Origin of the sequence: Chryseobacterium paridis (assembly GCF_016595215.1) — a bacterium.
GTDB lineage: Bacteria > Bacteroidota > Bacteroidia > Flavobacteriales > Weeksellaceae > Chryseobacterium > Chryseobacterium paridis.
Genome location: NZ_JAENHK010000001.1, coordinates 1,002,591 through 1,021,669 on the forward strand (window position 1 = coordinate 1,002,591; position 19,079 = coordinate 1,021,669).

Genomic DNA, 19,079 nt, shown 5'->3' on the forward strand with positions numbered 1-19,079 from the left:
TTTTCAAAAGACCCTGATAATGGAATATCTCCTTTTATAAAATCATTTACTTTTCTTAAAAACAACCAGATTCACGATTTTACAAATCCACAATTGAACGATTTTACGATTCAGCGAATTCGCGCTTTCGCCTTTCAGCCTTTTAGTCTTTTCGCCCCTTTCCTCATTTTGTGTTAAATAATTCATAATTTGTTCCCGCTATTCATTATTTATTTTGAGTTTTATTAAATTGCCGCTCATTTTGAAACTCATGAAGAAGCATAACTTTGTCCTTTTTTTAACTGTTTTTGCATTTCTATTTTCCTGTAAAAATAAATCCGAAACTAAAGAATCTGTAGCTGAAAATACTACCAATCTTCCCAATTATGGAAATGTAGATCTAAGTAAGGTTTTTACAAAAGCAGATGATCAGGTTCCTGATAAAGCTTCTTTGGTTCAATATATTGATCAGTATTACAAAAAGGTATGGGATGCGGGTGATTTAAGTGGTGGAATATTGGTTGCGAAAGGCGATGATATTCTATACGAAAACTACAGAGGTTTCGGAAGGGAAGGAAATCAAATGCCGATCGATAAAAATACACCTTTGCATGTCGCTTCAGTTTCAAAAACGATGACGGCAATGGCCATGATGAAATTGATCGAAGCGGGTAAAATAAAACTGACAGATCATTTAACACAATATTTCCCTGGATTTCCATATCCTAATGTTACTGTTCAAAATTTATTATCACAAAGAAGTGGTCTTCCGAAGTATGAATACTTTATTACTAAGATTCAGCCGGCTCCTGCTGAGCTTTCAAAAGCATTTATTACCAATCAGGATGTGCTGAATATGATTATTAAATATAAACCTGATTTGGCAAGAGATACGAATACAGGATTTATGTATTGCAATACAAACTTTGCTCTGTTGGCATTGTTAATAGAAAAAGTGACGAAAACACCTTTTCCTCAGGCAATGAAAGAGATGGTCTTTGCACCATTAAAAATGAAGAATACATATATTTTTCAGGAAAAAGATATTCCAACAGCAGCACAATCCTTCTACTATGGACGTGGAAAACTATATCCTTTAGATAGACTCGATCTTATTTATGGGGACAAAAACGTATACACAACACCAAGAGATCTTTTTAATTTCTCTAAAGCGATGTATTCAAAAGATTTCCTGAAACCAGAATTAATGCAGATGGTTTTCACTCCTTATAGCAATGAAAAAGCAGGAATGAATAATTATGGTTTAGGTTTCAGAATGAAGATTTTTGATAATGGTGAGAAACTGACCTATCATAACGGATGGTGGCATGGAACGAATTCTGTTTTTGCTCATTTGCTCAATTCAAAAGTGACTATTGTGGCTATTGGAAACAAATACTCAAACAGGGTGTATACAGCATTGGCTCTTTCAGGATTATTTGAAGATTTTCCAGTACAGAAAGACAAGCTTCACAGTGTAATGAATGATAATCAGGATTCTTTAAAAAACGGACATGAAGTTTTTGGAGAATAATGTTTATTTTTGCTTAAACATATTCATGAAAAGACTTCTTTTACTATTCATTATCGGTTTCCTTGTACAGTCTTGTGCGAGAGTAGGTTCTCCTGTCGGAGGTCCTAAAGATACGTTGGCGCCAAAGTTTTTAAGCTCAAATATAGATACAACCCGAGTAAATGTCAAAAGAGATATTAAGCAATTACGCATAGATTTTGATGAATATGTAACATTAAAAGATGTCAATAAGAATTTAATTATTTCTCCTCCTATAAAGAAGATCAAGCGAATTCTGCCTTCTAATATTGCCAATAAATATCTTTTGATTCAATGGGAAGATACTTTACAAGCAAATACAACATATAATTTCAATTTCGGGAATTCTATTGTAGATAATAACGAAGCCAATGTACTACGCTATTTCAATTTCGCCTTTTCGACGGGGGATAAGTTGGATGATTTGTATATCAGTGGTGATGTTAGGGATGCGGTATCTATTAAAAAAGCATCAACAACAGATAATAAAATGGTTGTAGGCCTGTATAAGGTTCAGGATACTATGAATTATAAGCAAAAACCTTATTACATCACAAAGGTTGATGATGACGGTTATTATGAGCTTAATTATTTATCCCCTGGAAAATATAAGATCATTGCTTTTGAAGATGAGAATGGGAATTCAATGTACGACCCCGGAAAAGAAAAAGTAGGTTTTCAAAAAGAACCTGTAGAAGTTGAAAAATCGATTTCAGGATTAAATCTAAAGGTATATCCGTCTAAAAAACCATTGAAATATGTGGAAATGAAGGAAACACCAGGCGGAATAACCATGACATTTGAGGGGCGTCCAAATGATGTGAAAGTACTTTCGATCAATGATAAATTACAAGATATAAAAATAACACATCGTCCTAAATCAGATTCTGTAAAGATTTGGTTTGATGCGGTGAAAAGCAATGTAGGGCAGACGGGAACTGATAATTTAAAATTCAGTTATGATGCAGATAACAAAAAAGATACGGTTTCTGTATTTTACAAATACAATGCTAAGAACGCCATGAGTCTTGATAATAATGATGGTGCGCTCTTACCTCCAAAAACAGATTTTAAAATAACTTCCAACTATATTATCGACAAGATCAATACGGATAAATGGGTACTGAAAAGCGATAGCTTGACAACTCAGAATTTTACAGCAAAGATTTCTGAAACAAATCCATATCAGATCCTGATACAGTCGGATTTTATTGAAGGTAAAAAGTATCAGTTGGTAGTCCCAAAAACAACAGTCTTATCCTTCTATGATAAAAACCCGGCCTCTAAGCGTTTTGATTTTGAAACAGATAAGATAGAAAATTATGGAAGTCTGACATTTAAACTTCAAAATGCCCCAACTTCGAATTATTGGCTGCAATTATTAGATACCTCAGAAAAGGTTATTTACCAAAAGTACACGAAAGGAGATGCTGTCAAATTTGATATATTAAAACCGGGTGAATATATTGTTAGGATTTTAGTTGATAATAATGATAATAAATTCTGGGATGAAGCAGATTTCCAGAATGAAACTTTTGCGGAAGATTCCTATATTTTCCATAAGGTTGCTGTAGTAAGGCCTCTGTGGGATAGTAACGAAGATTGGGATTTAAAGGATACCAGAGTATTAGATACTAAAACGTTGAATATTCCAAAGCCTGTTGAAAATAAGCCTGTTGAAAAAGATAATAAGGCATTGAAGTCAGGTAATTCAGTGTTACAACCTGTGAGATAGAAATTATGAAGATGGTAAAGAAGATCGTATTTTGGAGCCTGGTTGTTTTTGCACTTATCCAGTTTGTGCCTATCGATAGAGCAAACAAGCCTGTTGATCATAAAGTGAATTTTGTGGATGCTAAAAAGACACCTGAAAAGATCAGTAAGCTGATTAAAGGTGCCTGTTATGATTGTCATTCCAATGAAACAGTTTATCCAAAATATTCATACATTGCACCTGTATCCTGGTCTATAAAGAGCCATGTCAACGAAGGGCGTGAACACCTTAACTTTTCTATATGGCAAACCTACAATTCAGATTTGAAGGAAAGTATGCTTAACAGTATTATTCCGACGCTTCAAAGCAAAACAATGCCAATGCCTGGTTATATTGTTTATCACAAGGAGGCTAACCTATCTGAAGCTGAAAGAAAATTATTGATCAATTACTTTGAGGAAATGCTGAAATCAAAGTCTTATTAAATTCTTACTATCAATTACAAAACAAATAGCAGAACCTGGGTTCTGCTATTTATATTTTATTTCAAAGGTGTGATTACAAATTCTTTAGATATTGCTCAAAAAATATTTTCTGAGAATCAAAAGCAATATCATCCAGATCGATGTGACTTAAAGGAATCCACTGTGTTTCTGAAATTTCAGATAATGCAAGATTAACTTCAAATTTTTGTTGAACACGGTATTCATAGAATAAATCGATTGTATTGTAATCAATCTCCTTGTATTGATAAATGTTTGGTAAGCTTGTGATATATTGTAAGTTTGAAATATCAATATCTAACTGTAGTTCTTCAAAAAGTTCTCGTTTGCAGGTTTCCTCGGCACTTTCTCTTGGATCCACAAAACCTCCGGCCAAATCCAGTTTTCCTTTTTTAGGGTCCTGATTTCTCCTTGTCAGGTAGATCTCATCACCATGTCTTATAACAACAGCTACCGCACCGGCAACGTTATTATAGAGCGTGAAATTGCAATGAGGGCAGCTCCATTTTTTTTCGCCATCCCAATTCAGAGATTCTTTGCCACAGTTTGGACAATATTTCAATACTTTCATTAAGCGATATTAATATTTCTAGGATGATAATTTAAAATTACATCCCTTAGTTCTTCAGTCTTTAAGTGTGTGTATATTTCAGTTGTCGTAATGCTGGAATGTCCAAGCATTTCCTGGATGTATCTTAAATCAGCTCCATTTTGCAATAGGTGTGTAGCAAAAGAGTGTCTGAAAGTATGCGGAGATATTTTCTTGCTTACTCCAGCTTTATCTGTAAGCTCTTTTATGATAAGAAATACAATAACTCGGGACATAGATGTACCTCGGCTATTAAGAAATAAAGAATCTTCATATTTCTTATTTATTTTATTCTTACTGCGTACTTCTTTGATATAACTTTCCAATAGATCTGCTGTATAATCCGCTAAGGGCACGAAACGGGTCTTATTTCCCTTTCCATGTACTTTAATATAATTTTCTTTGAAATTAATATTGGAGATTTTCAGATCGATAAGTTCAGAAACCCGAAGTCCACAACCGTAAAGTACCTCTACAATGCATTGATTTCTTCTTCCCAGATCTGACGAGACCTCTATGGCTCCTATAATCTTATTGATATCTACGAGACTGAGCGTGTCAGGAAGGTACAATCCTAATTTGGGGCCTTCAAGTAATGCCGCCGGATTGTCTTCACGTGCTTCATCCTCAAGCAAAAATTTGAAGAAGGCTTTAATGGATGAAATCCATCTTGCCTGTGATCGTTCGCTGAATTTTTGTTTAGAAAGATTGAAGATGTACTCTTGTAAGTTTTCATATCCGATAACATCGGGAGCGATGTTTTCCAGATCTTCTTCTGCGTACTCTTTTAATTTTTTAATGTCTCTAACGTAAGCGTCAAGAGTGTTTTCTGAAAAATTTCGTTCGAAGCGAAGAAAGATTTCAAAATCCTTAATTTTTTCATCCCAAGTCATTTGTGTTATTTTTTTAGTTCACAATCAGAAATTTGTTCTATTTCAATATTATGGTTTCTCAGGAATGATATCCCGTCGTCGTCCGAATATTCATTAATGTACACCAGTCTTGTAATCCCTGCCTGTAAAATTAATTTACTACATTCCTTACATGGAGAAAGCGTTAAGTATAACGTAGCTCCTTTTGCAGATTGAGTAGAAGCAGCTAATTTTAATATAGCATTAGCTTCTGCATGCAATACGTACCAGTGTGTTTTTCCGTCAGCATCTTCACAACAATTCTCGAATCCCGAAGGAGTTCCATTGTAACCATCTGAAATAATCATCCTATCTTTTACGATAAGAGCTCCTACTTGTTTTCTCTCACAGTAGGAAAGTTTTGCCCATTCCTGAGCCATTTTTAGATAAGCTTTATCAAACTTATTCATACAGCAGCATTGTTTTTTTCGAAATAATTTGTAATAATAATTTTTTTTAGAAGTTAGGCTTTCTTTTCTCAAGAAACGCAGAAACCCCTTCTTTCTTATCCGCTAGTTCAAAAAGCTCGCCAAAATATTTAATTTCAGTTTCAAAACCTTTATCCGTATCTGATAGATTTACAGCATGAATAGCCTTAGATATTGCCATCGGTGAGTTGAAAGCGATAACGTTTGCTAATTCCTTTGTTTTTGTTAATAATTCTTCAATAGGGTATACTTCATTTACCAATCCGATTTCTTTTGCTCTTTGGGCAGGAATCATTTTAGCAGAGAAGATGATTTCGTTGGCAAGGCCTTTTCCGACAAGCTTTGGAAGTCTTTGGGTGCCTCCGTAACCTGGAATCAATCCCAATGTTACTTCTGGAAGTCCTAATCTAGCATTTTCCGATGCATATCTGATATGGCACGCCATAGCAAGCTCTAAACCACCTCCTAATGCAAAGCCGTTTACGGCTGCAATTACGGGCTTAGAAAGATTTTCTATCTTATTAAAAAGAGAATTTTGACCATTCTTTGCTAATTCTTCAGCTCTTTCCTGTCCAAAGTCACTGAATTCTTTAATATCAGCTCCGGCAACAAAAGATTTCTCCCCGCTTCCAGTGAGGATAACAACTCTACAGCTGTTGTCTACATCTAATTCGTCTAAAGCTGAACTTATTTCCTGAATGGTTTTAGCATTTAATGCATTGAGACTTTCAGGTCTGTTTATTGTAATAATACCTAATTTATCTTCTTTTTTTAATAATATATTTTCGTAACTCATTTTTCCACTTTAAAATACTAACCGTTGCAAATTATCATTTTTTTACAAAAAAAAGGAAAAAAAGTTGATATTTTTTCCTTTTTTGTTGAAATATTATTTTGTTTGACTATTTGATATGATTCATCATATTGCTATCAATATTGATATTTAGCTGTGATGCTACTTTCATGCCAAGTTCAATGTTGGCTCTAAAAAAGTGGCATAACTGGCGATTGATAATTTCATCTCTCTTCGGTCCATCAATTCCTTTCATACTTCCAACAATATTATGAACCAGGTGTTCCCGATCTTCAGAATTCATTGCTTTAGTGTACAGTAAACCTGGTTGCGTATAGTGGTCATCGTCATTTTCATTTCGATTGTAGTACGCAACATGAGCACTATCTAATTCATATTCATAGCTTTTGTAAGCAGGATCTGGTTTGATGTCATCAAAGCTGTTCGGATGATAATTAGGCTTATCACCATAATCTTTAGAATCTGCCATATAGCCATCTCTTTGGTAATTGTTAGTAGCAAAAGGACAACGGTTCACTTCAAGTTGGTGAGAATTTACACCTACTCTGTATCGGTGAGCATCAGGATAAGAGAATAATCTTCCCTGAAGCATTTTATCTGGTGAGAAGCTGATTCCGTTGATTAAATTGCTTGGAGAAAAAGTAGATTGTTCAACATGAGCAAAATAATTAACCGGAACTTCATTCAGTTCCATTTCTCCGACTTCAATCAATGGGAAGTCTCCCTGGAACCAAACCTTAGTAACGTCAAAAGGATTCCATCTGAAATCTTTCGCCTGCTCTGCGGTCATTACCTGAATATATAAAGTCCATTTTGGGAAATCACCCTTTTCGATAGCATTGCAAAGATCTTCCTGTGCGAAATCAGGATTTTCTCCTGAAAGCTTAACAGCCTCTTCGTTATTGAAATTCTTAATACCTTGTTTTGTTTTAAAATGGAACTTGACCCAAACTCTCTCGTTGTTTTCGTTGATCATAGAAAAAGTATGAGATCCAAAACCATGCATATGTCTGTAGCCATGAGGAGTACCTCTGTCAGACATCAGAATAAGAACCTGATGTAATGATTCCGGGTTCAGACTCCAAAAATCCCACATCATAGTGGCACTTTTTAAGTTGGTTTTCGGAACCCTTTTTTGCGTATGGATAAAATCCGGAAATTTCTTGGCATCTTTTATAAAGAATACCGGGGTGTTGTTCCCAACAAGATCCCAATTGCCATCTTCTGTATAGAATTTTAAAGCGAAACCTCTTGGATCTCTTGCTGTGTCTGCACTTCCTTTTTCACCTCCTACTGTAGAGAATCTTGCAAACATTCTGCAAGAGTTTCCAACTTTGGAAAATAATTTAGCTTTCGTGTATTTGCTGATGTCATGTGTAACTGTGAATGTTCCATAAGCACCACTTCCTTTCGCATGAACAATTCTTTCCGGAATTCTCTCTCTCACAAAATGAGCTAAATTCTCCTGAAGTATAAAATCCTGCAATAAAACCGGACCTCTCGGACCAACGGTCTGAGAATCCTGATGCTCGAAATACGGAGCACCACTGCTTAATGTTAATTTTTTAGAATCCATATAGTTAGATTTGATTTATTTATTGTGTTGTTTGGGGTATAAGAAATATCAAATTTACTTGAATTTTTAATTGCTTATAGCAAAAACATCATATCTTTGTAATAGATAATATTAATCAGATGAACATTCAGCAATTGGAGTATCTTATCGCTGTAGATAAGTACAAACATTTCGGAAAAGCAGCTCAAGCATGCTTCATTACGCAACCTACACTAAGTGCGATGATACAGAAATTTGAGGATGAACTGGATGTAAAGGTATTTGACAGGACTACACACCCTATCCGTACTACTGATGTTGGGCTTCAGATCATTGATCAGGCGAAGGTAATTATAGAATCTGTCAATGAGTTGAGAAACAAGGCGAACCTGCTTAATAACATTCTGGGCGGGACCATTAATCTAGGAATTATCCCTACTGTTTCTTCCTTTATTTTACCCACTGAGATTTTCAAATTCCTTGATGAAAATCCAAAAATTCAGATGAATGTAAAAGAGATGACCACAGACAGTATCATCAAAGCCTTAAAGGCTGGTGAACTGGATGCCGGAATTATTTCAACTCCTTACGATACGGCAGATGAATTCTATCAGGATTTCCTTTTTAATGAAGAATTGATGATCTACAGTTCGGATACACAAGCGAACAAAAAGAATTCTTACATCATCCCAGAAGAGCTGAACGTTGAAAAAGTATGGCTTTTAGAAGAAGGGAACTGCTTAAGAAACCAATTTGAAAATATTTGTCATTTAAAGGAAAATACACTAAAGCCTAAAAACTTAGATTTTCTGGCTTCTAATATCCAGACTCTTGTTCATATGGTTGATAAGGTGGGAGGAATCAGTATTTTACCTGAATTGGCTTTAAGTCAGCTTTCTGAAGAACAGAAAGGTAAAGTTTTCAGATTTAAAAAACCTTTCCCTTTTAGAGAAATAAGTATTATTTATTATAAACCGACTTTCAAACAAAAAATAATTGATGAATTATCTTCGTCAATCCAGTCCTCTTTGAAAGAAAGGCTTAATTATAATGAAAGTCCAAAGGATTTCGTAAGCATAAAACCACAATAGTTTTTTATCCATAACCCGGATAAAATGTTAGTTTCAAGAAATTTATAATTATTTCTTAAAAGTTTTGGGTATTGAAAAATAGTCCTTAACTTTGCCCATGTTTACGAACGAGGAAAAATTTGACCTGATTGCAACCTCTATAAAAAAAAGCTAAAACAGTATTTCTTTTTGAGCTTTCCATGCAATTATTCACATTATTCCTCCAATTTTAATTTAATAAAAACAAAGAATAATATGTCTTATTTATTTACATCTGAATCTGTTTCAGAAGGGCATCCTGATAAAATTGCAGATCAGATTTCTGACGCTTTAATCGATCACTTTTTAGCATACGACAAAGCTTCAAAAGTAGCTTGTGAAACACTTGTTACTACTGGACAGGTAGTACTGGCCGGAGAAGTAAAATCAGATGCTTATCTTGATGTACAAACCATCGCCAGAGAAGTAATCAATGGTATTGGTTATACAAAAGGAGAATACATGTTCAATGGTGATTCTTGTGGGGTGATCTCTGCGATTCACGAACAGTCTCCGGATATTAACCAGGGTGTTGACAGAAAAGTGGCAGATGAAACTTTTGAAAGTAAAGCAAATGCACAGGGAGCTGGTGACCAGGGAATGATGTTTGGTTATGCAACGAACGAAACGGCTAACTATATGCCTTTGGCTTTAGACTTGGCGCATACTATTCTTAAAGAGCTTTCTGCAGTAAGAAGAGAAGGTAAGGAAATTTCTTATTTGCGTCCTGATGCAAAGAGTCAGGTTACTATTGAATATTCTGATGATCACAAACCCGTAAGAATTGATTCGATTGTGGTTTCTACACAACACGATGATTTTGGATCTGAAGAAGAAATGCTGAACAAAATCCGTGAGGATATCAAAAATATTTTGATCCCAAGAGTTGTTGCACAGCAAACAGAGGAGATTAAAGCGCTGTTTAATGATCAGATCAAATATCATATCAATCCAACAGGTAAATTCGTAATCGGAGGTCCTCATGGAGATACAGGTCTTACAGGAAGAAAGATTATCGTAGATACGTATGGAGGAAAAGGTGCTCACGGTGGTGGTGCATTTTCTGGAAAAGATCCTTCAAAGGTAGACAGAAGTGCTGCTTATGCAACGAGACATATTGCTAAAAACCTTGTAGCTGCGGGTATTGCAGATGAAGTATTGGTACAGGTTTCTTATGCGATTGGTGTTGCTGAGCCTTGTGGTTTATACATCAACACTTACGGAACTTCAAAGGTTGATATTCATGATGGTGAAATCGCTAAAAAAGTTTCTACGATTTTTGATTTGAGACCTTATGCGATTGAGGAGAACTTAAAATTGAGAAATCCTATTTATCAGGAAACAGCTTCTTACGGACATATGGGTAAGGAACATTATGTCGCTGATAAAACCTTCAATAAAGGGCATAAAAATGAACTTACATTAAAAGGTCTGGAATTCTTCACTTGGGAGAAATTAGACAAAGTAGAAGAGATTAAAACTGCATTTGGGATTTAATTTTTTCTTTAAGATATTTACACTGCTTTATCTTTCATTAGGTAAAGCAGTTTTTTTTAATTTTACAGCTTAAATAAATAAGAGATGGCTAATTTTCGATTGGTAATAACGATGGTATGTATATTTTTCCTATCCACTTTTGCAAGTGCCCAATATACAATGCATAAAATGATTAATGTGGGATACGTATATCAAAACCAAAGTTTTGGAGAGCTAGGAGGAAAATTACTTTTTCTTAAAAATGATGATGTTATTTACCGGGTTGGAGGGTCTGCATTGATGGGAGCAACAAATTCTAAGTTTGCGATAATGCCCAAGCTTCAGGCTGATGTTCTGCTTAATTTTGAAAAGAATGTAGATTTCTATCATTCGTATTATTTTTTAGCTGGAGTAGAAGGAACAAATAAATATGTGGCGCCAAAGGTAGGCGTAACTTTATTCGGTTTGCTGGATTTAACTGCAGGCTATGCTTTCCCTATTGGAGACGCAGAATTGAACGGAAAACGACTGAAAGGAGTTAATGTAAATTTTTCATTAAATATACCAACTGTCTTCATTCATGACATGTTTAAGTAATTTTTTTTAAAAAATATTCTGAAATATTAATAATAGGTTAACAGTTATTAAAATTTTATTATATTTACATCCATAAATAAACGTGGTGCTTATTGATTGGACTTTACTCTTGAAAACTGTTTTGTATTTACAGCGAAAACCAGGTAAAATATCTGGAAGGTGAACTGTCGACAAAAATATATATTGAGAAGAAAGAAATGAAATCAAAATCGGATTGCGTATTAATTTCCCTTTACCAAAAAGGAGACGAAGGAGCTTTATCAACTCTTATTCATCGTCATCAGAGAGAACTGTTTACATTCATTTTTTACAAAATTAATGATGAAGACCTTGCCAACGATGTTTTCCAGGATACATTCATGAAAATTATTGTGATGTTGAAGGAAGGTCGTTATAACGAAGAAGGAAAATTTATTCTTTGGGCAAAAAGGATAGCCTATAATCTAATCATCGATCATTTCAGATTAAAATCAAAAAATATCAAGGTTTCAGAAACTACTTTTGAAACTGATGAATATTCTATTTTTGATCTCATCAGAGAACCTTCTGAAAATATCGAAGATCAGTTAGTCACTAATCAGATTCAGGAGGATCTATTGCGAATGCTGCAATATTTACCCCAGAATCAGCAGGAGGTTATTAAACTAAGATTTTTTGATGGTTTAAGTTTTAAAGAGATTGCAGATCACACGGATATGAGCATCAACACTACGCTGGGACGCGTTCGGTATGCTTTGATCAATCTTAGAAAAATCATGGAAGAGAATAATATTATCCTAACAAGATAATAATTATTAAAAATTCCCGTTTTAAGGATAAACATATTTCGCTTATGAAAAAAAATGACTCCTTAAAAGTGAAAACTTTGAAACCAAAAAAGAAAACTATTGATTTTTTACTGAGCTTTTCAAAAAATATTGGGATAGTAAAAATCAAAGACAAGAATTATTCGATTTCCAAAAATTAAAAGTATTAATTTTGTGCTGTATGAAAATTCAGCACATTTTTTTTGACCTGGACAATACGCTCTGGGATCATCGTAAGAACGCTTACCGTACCATTAAAGATCTTTTCGAAAAACAGGAAATAACTCTTAATTATAATATAGATTTTGAGGAGTTTCATGCGATTTATCATGAGATTAATGAAAGCTTGTGGGAGAAAATAAGAGATGGTATCATTGGTAAAGAGTATTTGAGAAAGCATCGTTTTTTTGATACTTTCAAACATTTTGGAGTAGAAAATGAGGAGCTTTCCGATTATTTTGAAGAACACTTTTTAGATAAAATCCTTAATCATAATGAATTGGTAGAAGGGGCGATATATATATTGGATTATCTAAAAGCTAAGAATTATACCCTTCACATTATTTCCAATGGCTTCAAAGAAGTAACTGAAAGAAAATGTATCTTATCAGGAATTGATGGCTATTTTAATACCATTACGAGTGCAGACGCTGTTGGAGTTCGGAAACCTAATCCGGAAATCTTTGAATATTCTTTGGGCCGTGCTCAGGCAAATAAAGATGAAAGTATTTTGATCGGAGATGATTGGATTGCTGATGCCGTAGGAGCAATGAATTTTGGGATCGATATTATTTTCTTTGATGTACTTAATGAAAACAGAACAGAAGAGAATGTAAAGACCATTAAGCATCTTTTGCAGATCAAAGAATATTTATAAAATTGCTTTTGGAATTTTCTTTCCTAATTCTTTCCTAAATTAATATAGAATTTTGCTTCATAATCAATGAATAAAATTTTGTATTATGAAAAATGTAAAGAAAATCACGAGGGCATTAACTTTTATTTTGTTGCTGTCAACAGGCTTCCTGTTTGCTCAGGATCGTGCAATCAATGCTAATCAATTACCAAGAACAGCCAAGAATTTTATTGCAGGAAACTTTAAGGGAATCGCTGTAGGATCGGTTATAGAAGATCGTGAAATATATGGGGTAGATGAATATAAGGTGTATTTGTCCAATGGAACAAAAATAGAATTTGACAGTAAAGGAAACTGGAAAGAGGTAGACGGCAAGCATCAGAAGCTTCCTTATGGTTTTATTCCTGCAGGTATAAGAAATTATGTAGCTAAGAGTTTTCCAAACACTTATGTCATAAAAATTGAGAAAGAAAGATGGTCTTACAAGGCTGAGCTTTCTAATGGAGTTGATCTGAAATTCGATAAAGATGGAAATTTTAACCGGATTGATGACTAAGACTACTTTTTAATCTTTAATTTTTTATGTTATGGTCAATTGGAATATAATCAGCAAAGAGAGCAGGAGAAATATACTTGCCTTTATTACTACATACCATCCTTGTGTGGTCGTTGAATCTATCGAAAGAATAAAGGATATATACGAAATTCATCTGTTGAATAGGAAAATACTTAGTTTTCGTACAGATGGAAGTTTCATTAAAAATAATTTTTAATCTTGTTAAATTATGGCCTCCCGGAAACAGGAGGTTATAATTTTATATATTTGATAAGAAGATCAGAAGAATTACATGCTATGAAAATTTTAATTATTGAAGATGAACCGGAGTTAAGGAATATTGTACAAAACTTTCTTGAGGCAGAGCACTTTATTGTAGAGTACGCTTCTGATTATAGTTCGGGTCTTGATAAGATCATTTCTTATGAGTATGATTGTATTCTTTTGGACATTATGCTCCCGGATGGAAATGGTATGGATCTTCTGAAAGAGATTAAAAACATGCACAAAAAAGATCCCGTTATCATCTTATCTGCAAAAGATTCAGTTGATGATAAAGTAAATGGGCTAGAAATAGGAGCAGATGATTATCTGGCAAAACCCTTTCATCTGGCTGAACTGATGGCAAGAATTAAATCGGTGATCAGAAGGAAAAATCAGGATGGTGAGAATATAATCAGTTATAAAAATATTAACATTGATCCCGACAACAGGAAAGTGAAAATCGGTGATGAAGAATTGATACTTAATCGCAAAGAATATGATCTGTTGTATTATTTTGTGATACATCCGGAAAAGACATTACAAAAAACAATGCTTGCAGAAGCAATCTGGGGAGATTATATAGATCAGGCAGACAGTCTTGATTTTATTTATTCACAGATAAAGAACCTTCGTAAAAAGCTTAAAACACTTGGAGCGGAAGCTGATTTTCAGGCGGTATACGGAATCGGATATAAATTTGTTTAATGAAAGTATCACTGAAATATTATACCATAAAGTACCTGATAACAATCCTGTTATTGATTATTGCGGTGTGGGCTGCATTGTTCTATGCGTATATCCTCGATGAAGTATATGATAATGTAGATGATGGATTGAAAAATAGGAAAATACAAATTATTAAGGCTGTATATCTTGATGAGAACCTATTGAAGAATAATGAGTTTGGCTTCAATGAATTTAAAATCAATCCTATTTCTGTTGCAGAGCATAAAGAGAAAAACAGGCTGTATAATAAAATGTATTATATGGAATATGATGATGAGGAGCAACCGTACAGGGTTCTTGAAACGGATTTTATAGATCAGTTTGGAAAATATCAGAAACTGACCATAAGAACTTCTACGGTAGAGGAAGATGAGTTGGTTTATGACCTGACAACAGCACTTATTGTGTTGTATCTTTTATTAGTTGTAAGCATTATAGGAATCAATGGATTCTTACTTCACAGGGCTATGAAACCTTTCTATGAGATTCTTGAGAGGCTTAAAAAGTATCAGTTTGGAATTTCTTCTGTTCAAGAGCCTAAGAACTATTCAATAAAAGAATTTGAGGAGCTTAATGTGGAGATCAACGAAATGATTGATCGGAATGAATTGGTATTTCATCAGCAAAAACAATTTATAGAAAATGCATCCCACGAGTTGCAAACCCCTTTAGCTATTGCTATTAATAAGCTGGATCTTGCTATTCAAAATGATGATCTCGATGAGAAGAATATGAATTTCTTTACCGAAGTAAAGAATGATTTGAGAAGAATGGTGAGTTTAAATAAATCTTTACTCATGCTTTCTAAAATTGAAAACAACCAGTTCAACACATTGGTAAATGTGAATTTTTCAATGTTAATCAACGAATTGACCGATAGCTATGACGATTTTATAGAGTACAAAAATATTAATGTCAATGTTTTGGAAAAAGAACTGTTTGAAGCCGTTTTTAATCTGGATTTAGCTCATATTCTTCTTTCCAACCTACTTAATAATGCAATTAAATATAATCGTCAGAATGGGACTTTGAATATTGTTACAGAAAAAGACTGCATGATCTTTCAGAATACAGGTTCAGAGAATCCATTGGATCAGGATAAAATTTTTAATAGATTTTACAAAAAGAGTACAGATAATAGTTCCACAGGATTAGGACTTTCTATCATTAAGACAATAATAAAGCAATACCCCGGATGGGATATTGCTTATGAATTTAAAGATGGAATGCATTGTTTCATTCTTTCAAAGAATAAAAGATAACATTCTGTATTTCGGTTAAAGTCCTAAACTTTCTCTTACTCGTTTAATCGTTTCTACCGCAATCACTCTTGTTTTTGCAGCTCCCTCCTGAAGCTTTGCTTCCAATTCATCCAGATGGGTCATGTAATAATTAAATGTTTCTCTTTCTTTTTGGAAACGGATTGTAATAAGATTTAAAAGCTCAGTTTTTGCGTGTCCGTATCCGAAGTTTCCAGCTAAATATTTTGCTCTTAATTCTTCTGTTTGTTCCGGAGTAGCAATAAGCTCATAAAGAGCGAAAACTTTATCTGTTTCCGGATCTTTAGGCTCTTCTAAAGATTTAGAGTCTGTTTCAATGCTCATTACCTGTTTTTTCAATTCCTTATCTGATAAGAAAATATTAATAATATTTCCCATGGATTTAGACATTTTACGGCCATCGGTTCCAGGAACGTATTTTGTGTTTTCCTGAAGTTCAGCCTGAGGAAGTACTAAAACTTCTCCCATCTGATTATTAAACCTTGAGGCAACATCACGGGCAATCTCTAAATGCTGAAGCTGATCTTTTCCTACAGGTACTATTTCTGCATCATACAATAAAATATCTGCAGCCATTAGAATAGGATAAGTAAAAAGACCCGCATTAACATCCTGAAGACGGTCTGCTTTATCTTTAAATGAGTGAGCAAGCGTTAATCTCTGATAAGGAAAAAAACATGATAAATGCCAAGATAGTTCACAGGTTTCAGGGATGTCACTCTGTCTGTAAAAGAATGTTTTTTCAGTATCTAAACCACAAGCAAGCCAAGCCGCAGCAATCTCGTAGGTATTTTGTTTGAGCTCTTTCGCATCTTTTATCTGTGTTAAAGAATGCAGATTAGCAATAAATAAAAATGATTCATTTCCTTCCTGTTTTGATAGTTCAACAGCAGGAATAATAGCACCTAATAAGTTTCCAAGGTGCGGGGTTCCGGTGGCTTGAATGCCGGTAAGAATTCTTGACATTTTGTTTTATTATTTATAAAAAATTAGTGAATTACAAATTTACGAGGTTTGGGGGAATAATGAATTAAAAGATTAAAAGATTAAAAGATTAAAAGATTAAAAGATCTTATGGTAAATCTCATGAATACATTTTACATGAATACTTTTTACAAAAAATCAAACAACCCCCTTTTAATACATCTATGGAATCACAATCTTTTCTCCCCCGAATTTCGGTTGTACCCCAAACAAAAGATCCCAATATACCTTAGCTTTAGCAGCATACTCCCTCATATTGGTTTTTAACCCTACGTATTTATTCACATCATTTGCATTATATCCGTAAGCTTCAATTCCATTTTTTCGGGCCAAAAACACGGCTCTTTCATTATGGAATTTTTGCGAAATAATGATCAACTTGGTTTGTCCGAAAATCTCTTTAGCCCTTACCACGGAATCCAAGGTTCTGAAACCAGCGTGATCAAGAATTATTTTATCTTCTGGAATTCCATATTTCATTAAAGCAAGCTGCATATCTTCAGGTTCATTATAATCCTTTGTGCTGTTGTCACCACTTACAATAATGTATTGTATTTTACCACTTTTATACAGGTCAATTGCAGCTTGTATTCTATTGTAGAAATAAGCATTAGGCATTCCGTTACTTAATATCTTGCTAGTGCCGAGGAGTACTGCAGTTTTGGTATTAGGAAGGGTAGAGATGTTATTAGTAAGATAAGGTTCACTTTGCTTTTTAATATTATAGTTGGCAAAGGCAACAAAAATAATTCCTGCAACCATAAGAAGCAGGAATATTTTAAATATATTTTTTGTCAATTTTTTCATTCAATATGTTTTTTAGAACTCCAGTCCGTTTGGAAAGGCTTTTTTTCTGAAAACCAATAGAAAGATGGCACCTACTGTAATTGCAGAGTCGGCAACATTAAAGATGTACTTGAAAAATTCAATATGTTTTCCACCAATTAATGGATAGCTTTCAGGAACATTCCAATCTACAATAGGAAAATGAAGCATATCTACAACGCAACCTCTCATGAAAGAAGAATATCCTTGTCCGGCAGATGCTATTTTTGAAATACCTCCATAGCCAATCCACCTGTCGATACTTGGATCATAAACTGTTCCACTGTCGAAGATTAAACCATAAAACATTCCGTCGATAAGGTTACCAATCGCTCCTGCAAAAATAATAGCCATCGGAATGATCAAATAGTTTGAAGCTCCTTGTTGCAGCCATTTTTTAAACATATAAACCATTCCGCCAATCAGGAATATTCTAAGGATAACTAAAAAGTACTTGCCAATAACACCTCCGAAATGAAGGCCATAAGCCATTCCCGGGTTCTCTACGAAAGTAAGTTTAAAACCAGGAAGAACAGAAACACTGTCATCCAGATTGAAATGGGTCTTAATATAAATTTTTGAAGCCTGGTCTATTAACAATACCAAAAATGTAATAGCTAATATCTTTTTCATTACTGTCCTTTAGGTTTTGAAGGTTTTGCAGCTGCTTTTACATTTTTATTATCGCTTGCTTTCTTGATCACTTTTTGTCCATTAAATGAACTCTTAACATGAGCTTTTTCAAACTTAATGTTCATTTCTTTCAAAACACTTTTCAGTGCGCTCAGCTCCATCGGATTTTTAGGATGTACTATAATAGATTCCATTTCTTATATTTTATTTTTACTTCTTAGATAACTCGTCAAGTCTTTTTCTTTCTTTTGGAGAAAGATCGTTGATGCCGTTTTTACCCATCTTACCTAAGAGTCTGTCAATTTCTTTTTCCCTTTCGCGTTTATCTGAATTAAACTGATCATCTATTGTGTAGTTTTTATGTTGATCAGGAAAGAATTTATTCTTAATTCTGTCTCTGTTGAAAAACCATAAAACTGCAATAAGGATAATCCCTAAAATTAAGTATTCGCTCATGGATATAAATTAAAAATTAGGTTTATAAAGTATTACTTCTAATACAATATAAACCCAAATTTATTTTACAAACCTTACGGTTATTTCTGCATATTTTTCGCTTCGATGCTTAATGTAGCGTGAGGAACTGCTAATAATCTTTCTTTTGGAATCAGCTTACCTGTTACTCTACAAACACCATACGTTTTATTTTCTATTCTGATTAAAGCGTTTTTAAGATCGCGAACGAACTTTTCCTGCCTTCCGGCTAAGATGGAGTTTTGTTCTTTACTTAAAGTTTCAGCTCCTTCTTCAAACGCTTTGAACGTAGGAGATGTATCATCTGTTCCGTTATTCTGGTCGTTGATAAAACTTTCTCTTATCAGTTGTAAATCTTTTTCAGCTTTCTCTATTTTTTCTTTAATGATCGCTTTAAACTCTTGTAAATCAGAATCATTATATCTTACTCTTTCGTCTGACATGTTCT

The 19,079-nt window shown here is 34.0% G+C and carries 22 protein-coding genes; 11 read left to right on the top strand and 11 right to left on the bottom strand.

Translation table 11 applies throughout. The annotated features are described in order from the left end of the window. The first annotated feature begins 250 nt into the window (after positions 1 to 250). The 3 genes from JHL15_RS04620 to JHL15_RS04630 are packed head-to-tail and all read left to right on the top strand — an operon-like array spanning position 251 to position 3,730. Positions 251 to 1,513, top strand: a complete 1,263-nt coding sequence (locus tag JHL15_RS04620) for a serine hydrolase domain-containing protein (RefSeq protein WP_200243489.1) — start codon at positions 251 to 253, stop codon at positions 1,511 to 1,513. A gap of 25 nt (positions 1,514 to 1,538) precedes the next feature. Next, positions 1,539 to 3,266, top strand: a complete 1,728-nt coding sequence (locus tag JHL15_RS04625) for an Ig-like domain-containing protein (protein WP_200243491.1) — start codon at positions 1,539 to 1,541, stop codon at positions 3,264 to 3,266. Positions 3,267 to 3,271: 5 nt separating this feature from the next. Further along, positions 3,272 to 3,730, top strand: a complete 459-nt coding sequence (locus JHL15_RS04630) for a heme-binding domain-containing protein (protein WP_200243493.1) — start codon at positions 3,272 to 3,274, stop codon at positions 3,728 to 3,730. Positions 3,731 to 3,803: 73 nt separating this feature from the next. Here JHL15_RS04630 and JHL15_RS04635 read toward each other — a convergent pair whose 3' ends face one another. The 5 genes from JHL15_RS04635 to JHL15_RS04655 all read right to left on the bottom strand — a co-directional run bounded on the left by JHL15_RS04635 (position 3,804) and on the right by JHL15_RS04655 (position 8,066). Continuing rightward, positions 3,804 to 4,319, bottom strand: coding sequence for an NUDIX hydrolase (locus JHL15_RS04635; protein ID WP_200243494.1), 516 nt, complete (start codon positions 4,317 to 4,319; stop codon positions 3,804 to 3,806). Further along, on the bottom strand, positions 4,319 to 5,230 hold the full coding sequence (gene xerD, locus JHL15_RS04640) for a site-specific tyrosine recombinase XerD (protein ID WP_200243496.1): 912 nt from the start codon (positions 5,228 to 5,230) through the stop codon (positions 4,319 to 4,321). The genes JHL15_RS04635 and xerD overlap by 1 nt, the downstream gene beginning before the upstream one ends. A gap of 5 nt (positions 5,231 to 5,235) precedes the next feature. Further along, the gene (locus JHL15_RS04645) at positions 5,236 to 5,658 is read right to left on the bottom strand and encodes a deoxycytidylate deaminase (RefSeq protein WP_200243497.1); all 423 of its coding nucleotides are present in this window, start codon (positions 5,656 to 5,658) and stop codon (positions 5,236 to 5,238) included. A 46-nt stretch (positions 5,659 to 5,704) separates the two neighbouring features. Next, the gene (locus tag JHL15_RS04650; RefSeq protein ID WP_200243499.1) at positions 5,705 to 6,472 is read right to left on the bottom strand and encodes an enoyl-CoA hydratase-related protein; all 768 of its coding nucleotides are present in this window, start codon (positions 6,470 to 6,472) and stop codon (positions 5,705 to 5,707) included. Between the two features lie 106 nt (positions 6,473 to 6,578). Continuing rightward, the gene (locus JHL15_RS04655; RefSeq protein ID WP_200243500.1) at positions 6,579 to 8,066 is read right to left on the bottom strand and encodes a catalase; all 1,488 of its coding nucleotides are present in this window, start codon (positions 8,064 to 8,066) and stop codon (positions 6,579 to 6,581) included. A 119-nt stretch (positions 8,067 to 8,185) separates the two neighbouring features. Here JHL15_RS04655 and JHL15_RS04660 point away from each other — a divergent pair, with 119 nt between their 5' ends. From JHL15_RS04660 to JHL15_RS04695, 8 genes are all read left to right on the top strand, one after another. Next, a complete protein-coding gene (locus tag JHL15_RS04660; protein WP_200243501.1) occupies positions 8,186 to 9,136 on the top strand; it encodes a LysR substrate-binding domain-containing protein in 951 nt (316 codons plus the stop codon). Positions 9,137 to 9,370: 234 nt separating this feature from the next. After that, entirely contained in the window at positions 9,371 to 10,651 is a 1,281-nt protein-coding gene (gene metK, locus JHL15_RS04665; RefSeq protein WP_200243503.1) for a methionine adenosyltransferase, read from the top strand. Between the two features lie 84 nt (positions 10,652 to 10,735). After that, the gene (locus JHL15_RS04670; protein WP_200243508.1) at positions 10,736 to 11,227 is read left to right on the top strand and encodes a hypothetical protein; all 492 of its coding nucleotides are present in this window, start codon (positions 10,736 to 10,738) and stop codon (positions 11,225 to 11,227) included. A gap of 197 nt (positions 11,228 to 11,424) precedes the next feature. Beyond that, positions 11,425 to 12,015: an RNA polymerase sigma factor gene (locus tag JHL15_RS04675; protein ID WP_089028087.1), complete on the top strand. Its 591-nt coding sequence runs from the start codon at positions 11,425 to 11,427 to the stop codon at positions 12,013 to 12,015. Positions 12,016 to 12,214: 199 nt separating this feature from the next. Continuing rightward, positions 12,215 to 12,910: a YjjG family noncanonical pyrimidine nucleotidase gene (locus tag JHL15_RS04680; protein ID WP_200243522.1), complete on the top strand. Its 696-nt coding sequence runs from the start codon at positions 12,215 to 12,217 to the stop codon at positions 12,908 to 12,910. Positions 12,911 to 12,995: 85 nt separating this feature from the next. After that, positions 12,996 to 13,445 (top strand): PepSY-like domain-containing protein, encoded by a 450-nt coding sequence (locus JHL15_RS04685; RefSeq protein WP_200243525.1) that lies wholly within the window; start codon positions 12,996 to 12,998, stop codon positions 13,443 to 13,445. A 297-nt stretch (positions 13,446 to 13,742) separates the two neighbouring features. After that, positions 13,743 to 14,414 (top strand): response regulator transcription factor, encoded by a 672-nt coding sequence (locus tag JHL15_RS04690; protein ID WP_200243528.1) that lies wholly within the window; start codon positions 13,743 to 13,745, stop codon positions 14,412 to 14,414. Next, a complete protein-coding gene (locus JHL15_RS04695; RefSeq protein ID WP_200243530.1) occupies positions 14,414 to 15,697 on the top strand; it encodes a sensor histidine kinase in 1,284 nt (427 codons plus the stop codon). Before JHL15_RS04690 ends, JHL15_RS04695 begins: the two co-directional genes overlap by 1 nt. A gap of 15 nt (positions 15,698 to 15,712) precedes the next feature. On the opposite strand, the gene trpS is transcribed toward JHL15_RS04695, so the two are convergent. From trpS to JHL15_RS04725, 6 genes are all read right to left on the bottom strand, one after another. Beyond that, positions 15,713 to 16,681 carry a tryptophan--tRNA ligase gene (gene trpS, locus JHL15_RS04700; RefSeq protein WP_200243533.1) on the bottom strand — a complete coding sequence of 323 codons (969 nt, stop codon included), beginning with the start codon at positions 16,679 to 16,681 and terminating at the stop codon, positions 15,713 to 15,715. Positions 16,682 to 16,861: 180 nt separating this feature from the next. Further along, positions 16,862 to 17,506, bottom strand: a complete 645-nt coding sequence (locus JHL15_RS04705; RefSeq protein WP_200243539.1) for a SanA/YdcF family protein — start codon at positions 17,504 to 17,506, stop codon at positions 16,862 to 16,864. 12 nt (positions 17,507 to 17,518) lie between these two features. After that, the gene (locus JHL15_RS04710; protein ID WP_200243541.1) at positions 17,519 to 18,157 is read right to left on the bottom strand and encodes a lipoprotein signal peptidase; all 639 of its coding nucleotides are present in this window, start codon (positions 18,155 to 18,157) and stop codon (positions 17,519 to 17,521) included. Next, positions 18,157 to 18,351 carry a DUF2683 family protein gene (locus JHL15_RS04715; protein ID WP_200243544.1) on the bottom strand — a complete coding sequence of 65 codons (195 nt, stop codon included), beginning with the start codon at positions 18,349 to 18,351 and terminating at the stop codon, positions 18,157 to 18,159. Before JHL15_RS04715 ends, JHL15_RS04710 begins: the two co-directional genes overlap by 1 nt. A gap of 16 nt (positions 18,352 to 18,367) precedes the next feature. Next, positions 18,368 to 18,613 carry a DUF6576 domain-containing protein gene (locus JHL15_RS04720; protein WP_200243553.1) on the bottom strand — a complete coding sequence of 82 codons (246 nt, stop codon included), beginning with the start codon at positions 18,611 to 18,613 and terminating at the stop codon, positions 18,368 to 18,370. An 80-nt stretch (positions 18,614 to 18,693) separates the two neighbouring features. After that, the gene (locus JHL15_RS04725; protein WP_034740299.1) at positions 18,694 to 19,074 is read right to left on the bottom strand and encodes a TraR/DksA family transcriptional regulator; all 381 of its coding nucleotides are present in this window, start codon (positions 19,072 to 19,074) and stop codon (positions 18,694 to 18,696) included. Between the last annotated feature and the right edge of the window lie 5 nt (positions 19,075 to 19,079).

Bases quoted from the DNA above. Each gene is read 5' to 3' on its own strand.
- JHL15_RS04620 (WP_200243489.1), top strand. From the start codon at position 251: ATGAAGAAGCATAACTTTGTCCTTTTTTTAACTGTTTTTGCATTTCTA.
- JHL15_RS04670 (WP_200243508.1), top strand. From the start codon at position 10,736: ATGGCTAATTTTCGATTGGTAATAACGATGGTATGTATATTTTTCCTA.
- JHL15_RS04635 (WP_200243494.1), bottom strand. From the start codon at position 4,319: ATGAAAGTATTGAAATATTGTCCAAACTGTGGCAAAGAATCTCTGAAT.
- JHL15_RS04725 (WP_034740299.1), bottom strand. From the start codon at position 19,074: ATGTCAGACGAAAGAGTAAGATATAATGATTCTGATTTACAAGAGTTT.
- JHL15_RS04685 (WP_200243525.1), top strand. From the start codon at position 12,996: ATGAAAAATGTAAAGAAAATCACGAGGGCATTAACTTTTATTTTGTTG.
- trpS (WP_200243533.1), bottom strand. From the start codon at position 16,681: ATGTCAAGAATTCTTACCGGCATTCAAGCCACCGGAACCCCGCACCTT.
- JHL15_RS04715 (WP_200243544.1), bottom strand. From the start codon at position 18,351: ATGGAATCTATTATAGTACATCCTAAAAATCCGATGGAGCTGAGCGCA.
- JHL15_RS04660 (WP_200243501.1), top strand. From the start codon at position 8,186: ATGAACATTCAGCAATTGGAGTATCTTATCGCTGTAGATAAGTACAAA.
- JHL15_RS04720 (WP_200243553.1), bottom strand. From the start codon at position 18,613: ATGAGCGAATACTTAATTTTAGGGATTATCCTTATTGCAGTTTTATGG.
- JHL15_RS04710 (WP_200243541.1), bottom strand. From the start codon at position 18,157: ATGAAAAAGATATTAGCTATTACATTTTTGGTATTGTTAATAGACCAG.
- JHL15_RS04650 (WP_200243499.1), bottom strand. From the start codon at position 6,472: ATGAGTTACGAAAATATATTATTAAAAAAAGAAGATAAATTAGGTATT.
- xerD (WP_200243496.1), bottom strand. From the start codon at position 5,230: ATGACTTGGGATGAAAAAATTAAGGATTTTGAAATCTTTCTTCGCTTC.
- JHL15_RS04625 (WP_200243491.1), top strand. From the start codon at position 1,539: ATGAAAAGACTTCTTTTACTATTCATTATCGGTTTCCTTGTACAGTCT.
- JHL15_RS04680 (WP_200243522.1), top strand. From the start codon at position 12,215: ATGAAAATTCAGCACATTTTTTTTGACCTGGACAATACGCTCTGGGAT.
- JHL15_RS04630 (WP_200243493.1), top strand. From the start codon at position 3,272: ATGAAGATGGTAAAGAAGATCGTATTTTGGAGCCTGGTTGTTTTTGCA.
- JHL15_RS04690 (WP_200243528.1), top strand. From the start codon at position 13,743: ATGAAAATTTTAATTATTGAAGATGAACCGGAGTTAAGGAATATTGTA.
- JHL15_RS04705 (WP_200243539.1), bottom strand. From the start codon at position 17,506: ATGAAAAAATTGACAAAAAATATATTTAAAATATTCCTGCTTCTTATG.
- metK (WP_200243503.1), top strand. From the start codon at position 9,371: ATGTCTTATTTATTTACATCTGAATCTGTTTCAGAAGGGCATCCTGAT.
- JHL15_RS04695 (WP_200243530.1), top strand. From the start codon at position 14,414: ATGAAAGTATCACTGAAATATTATACCATAAAGTACCTGATAACAATC.
- JHL15_RS04645 (WP_200243497.1), bottom strand. From the start codon at position 5,658: ATGAATAAGTTTGATAAAGCTTATCTAAAAATGGCTCAGGAATGGGCA.
- JHL15_RS04675 (WP_089028087.1), top strand. From the start codon at position 11,425: ATGAAATCAAAATCGGATTGCGTATTAATTTCCCTTTACCAAAAAGGA.
- JHL15_RS04655 (WP_200243500.1), bottom strand. From the start codon at position 8,066: ATGGATTCTAAAAAATTAACATTAAGCAGTGGTGCTCCGTATTTCGAG.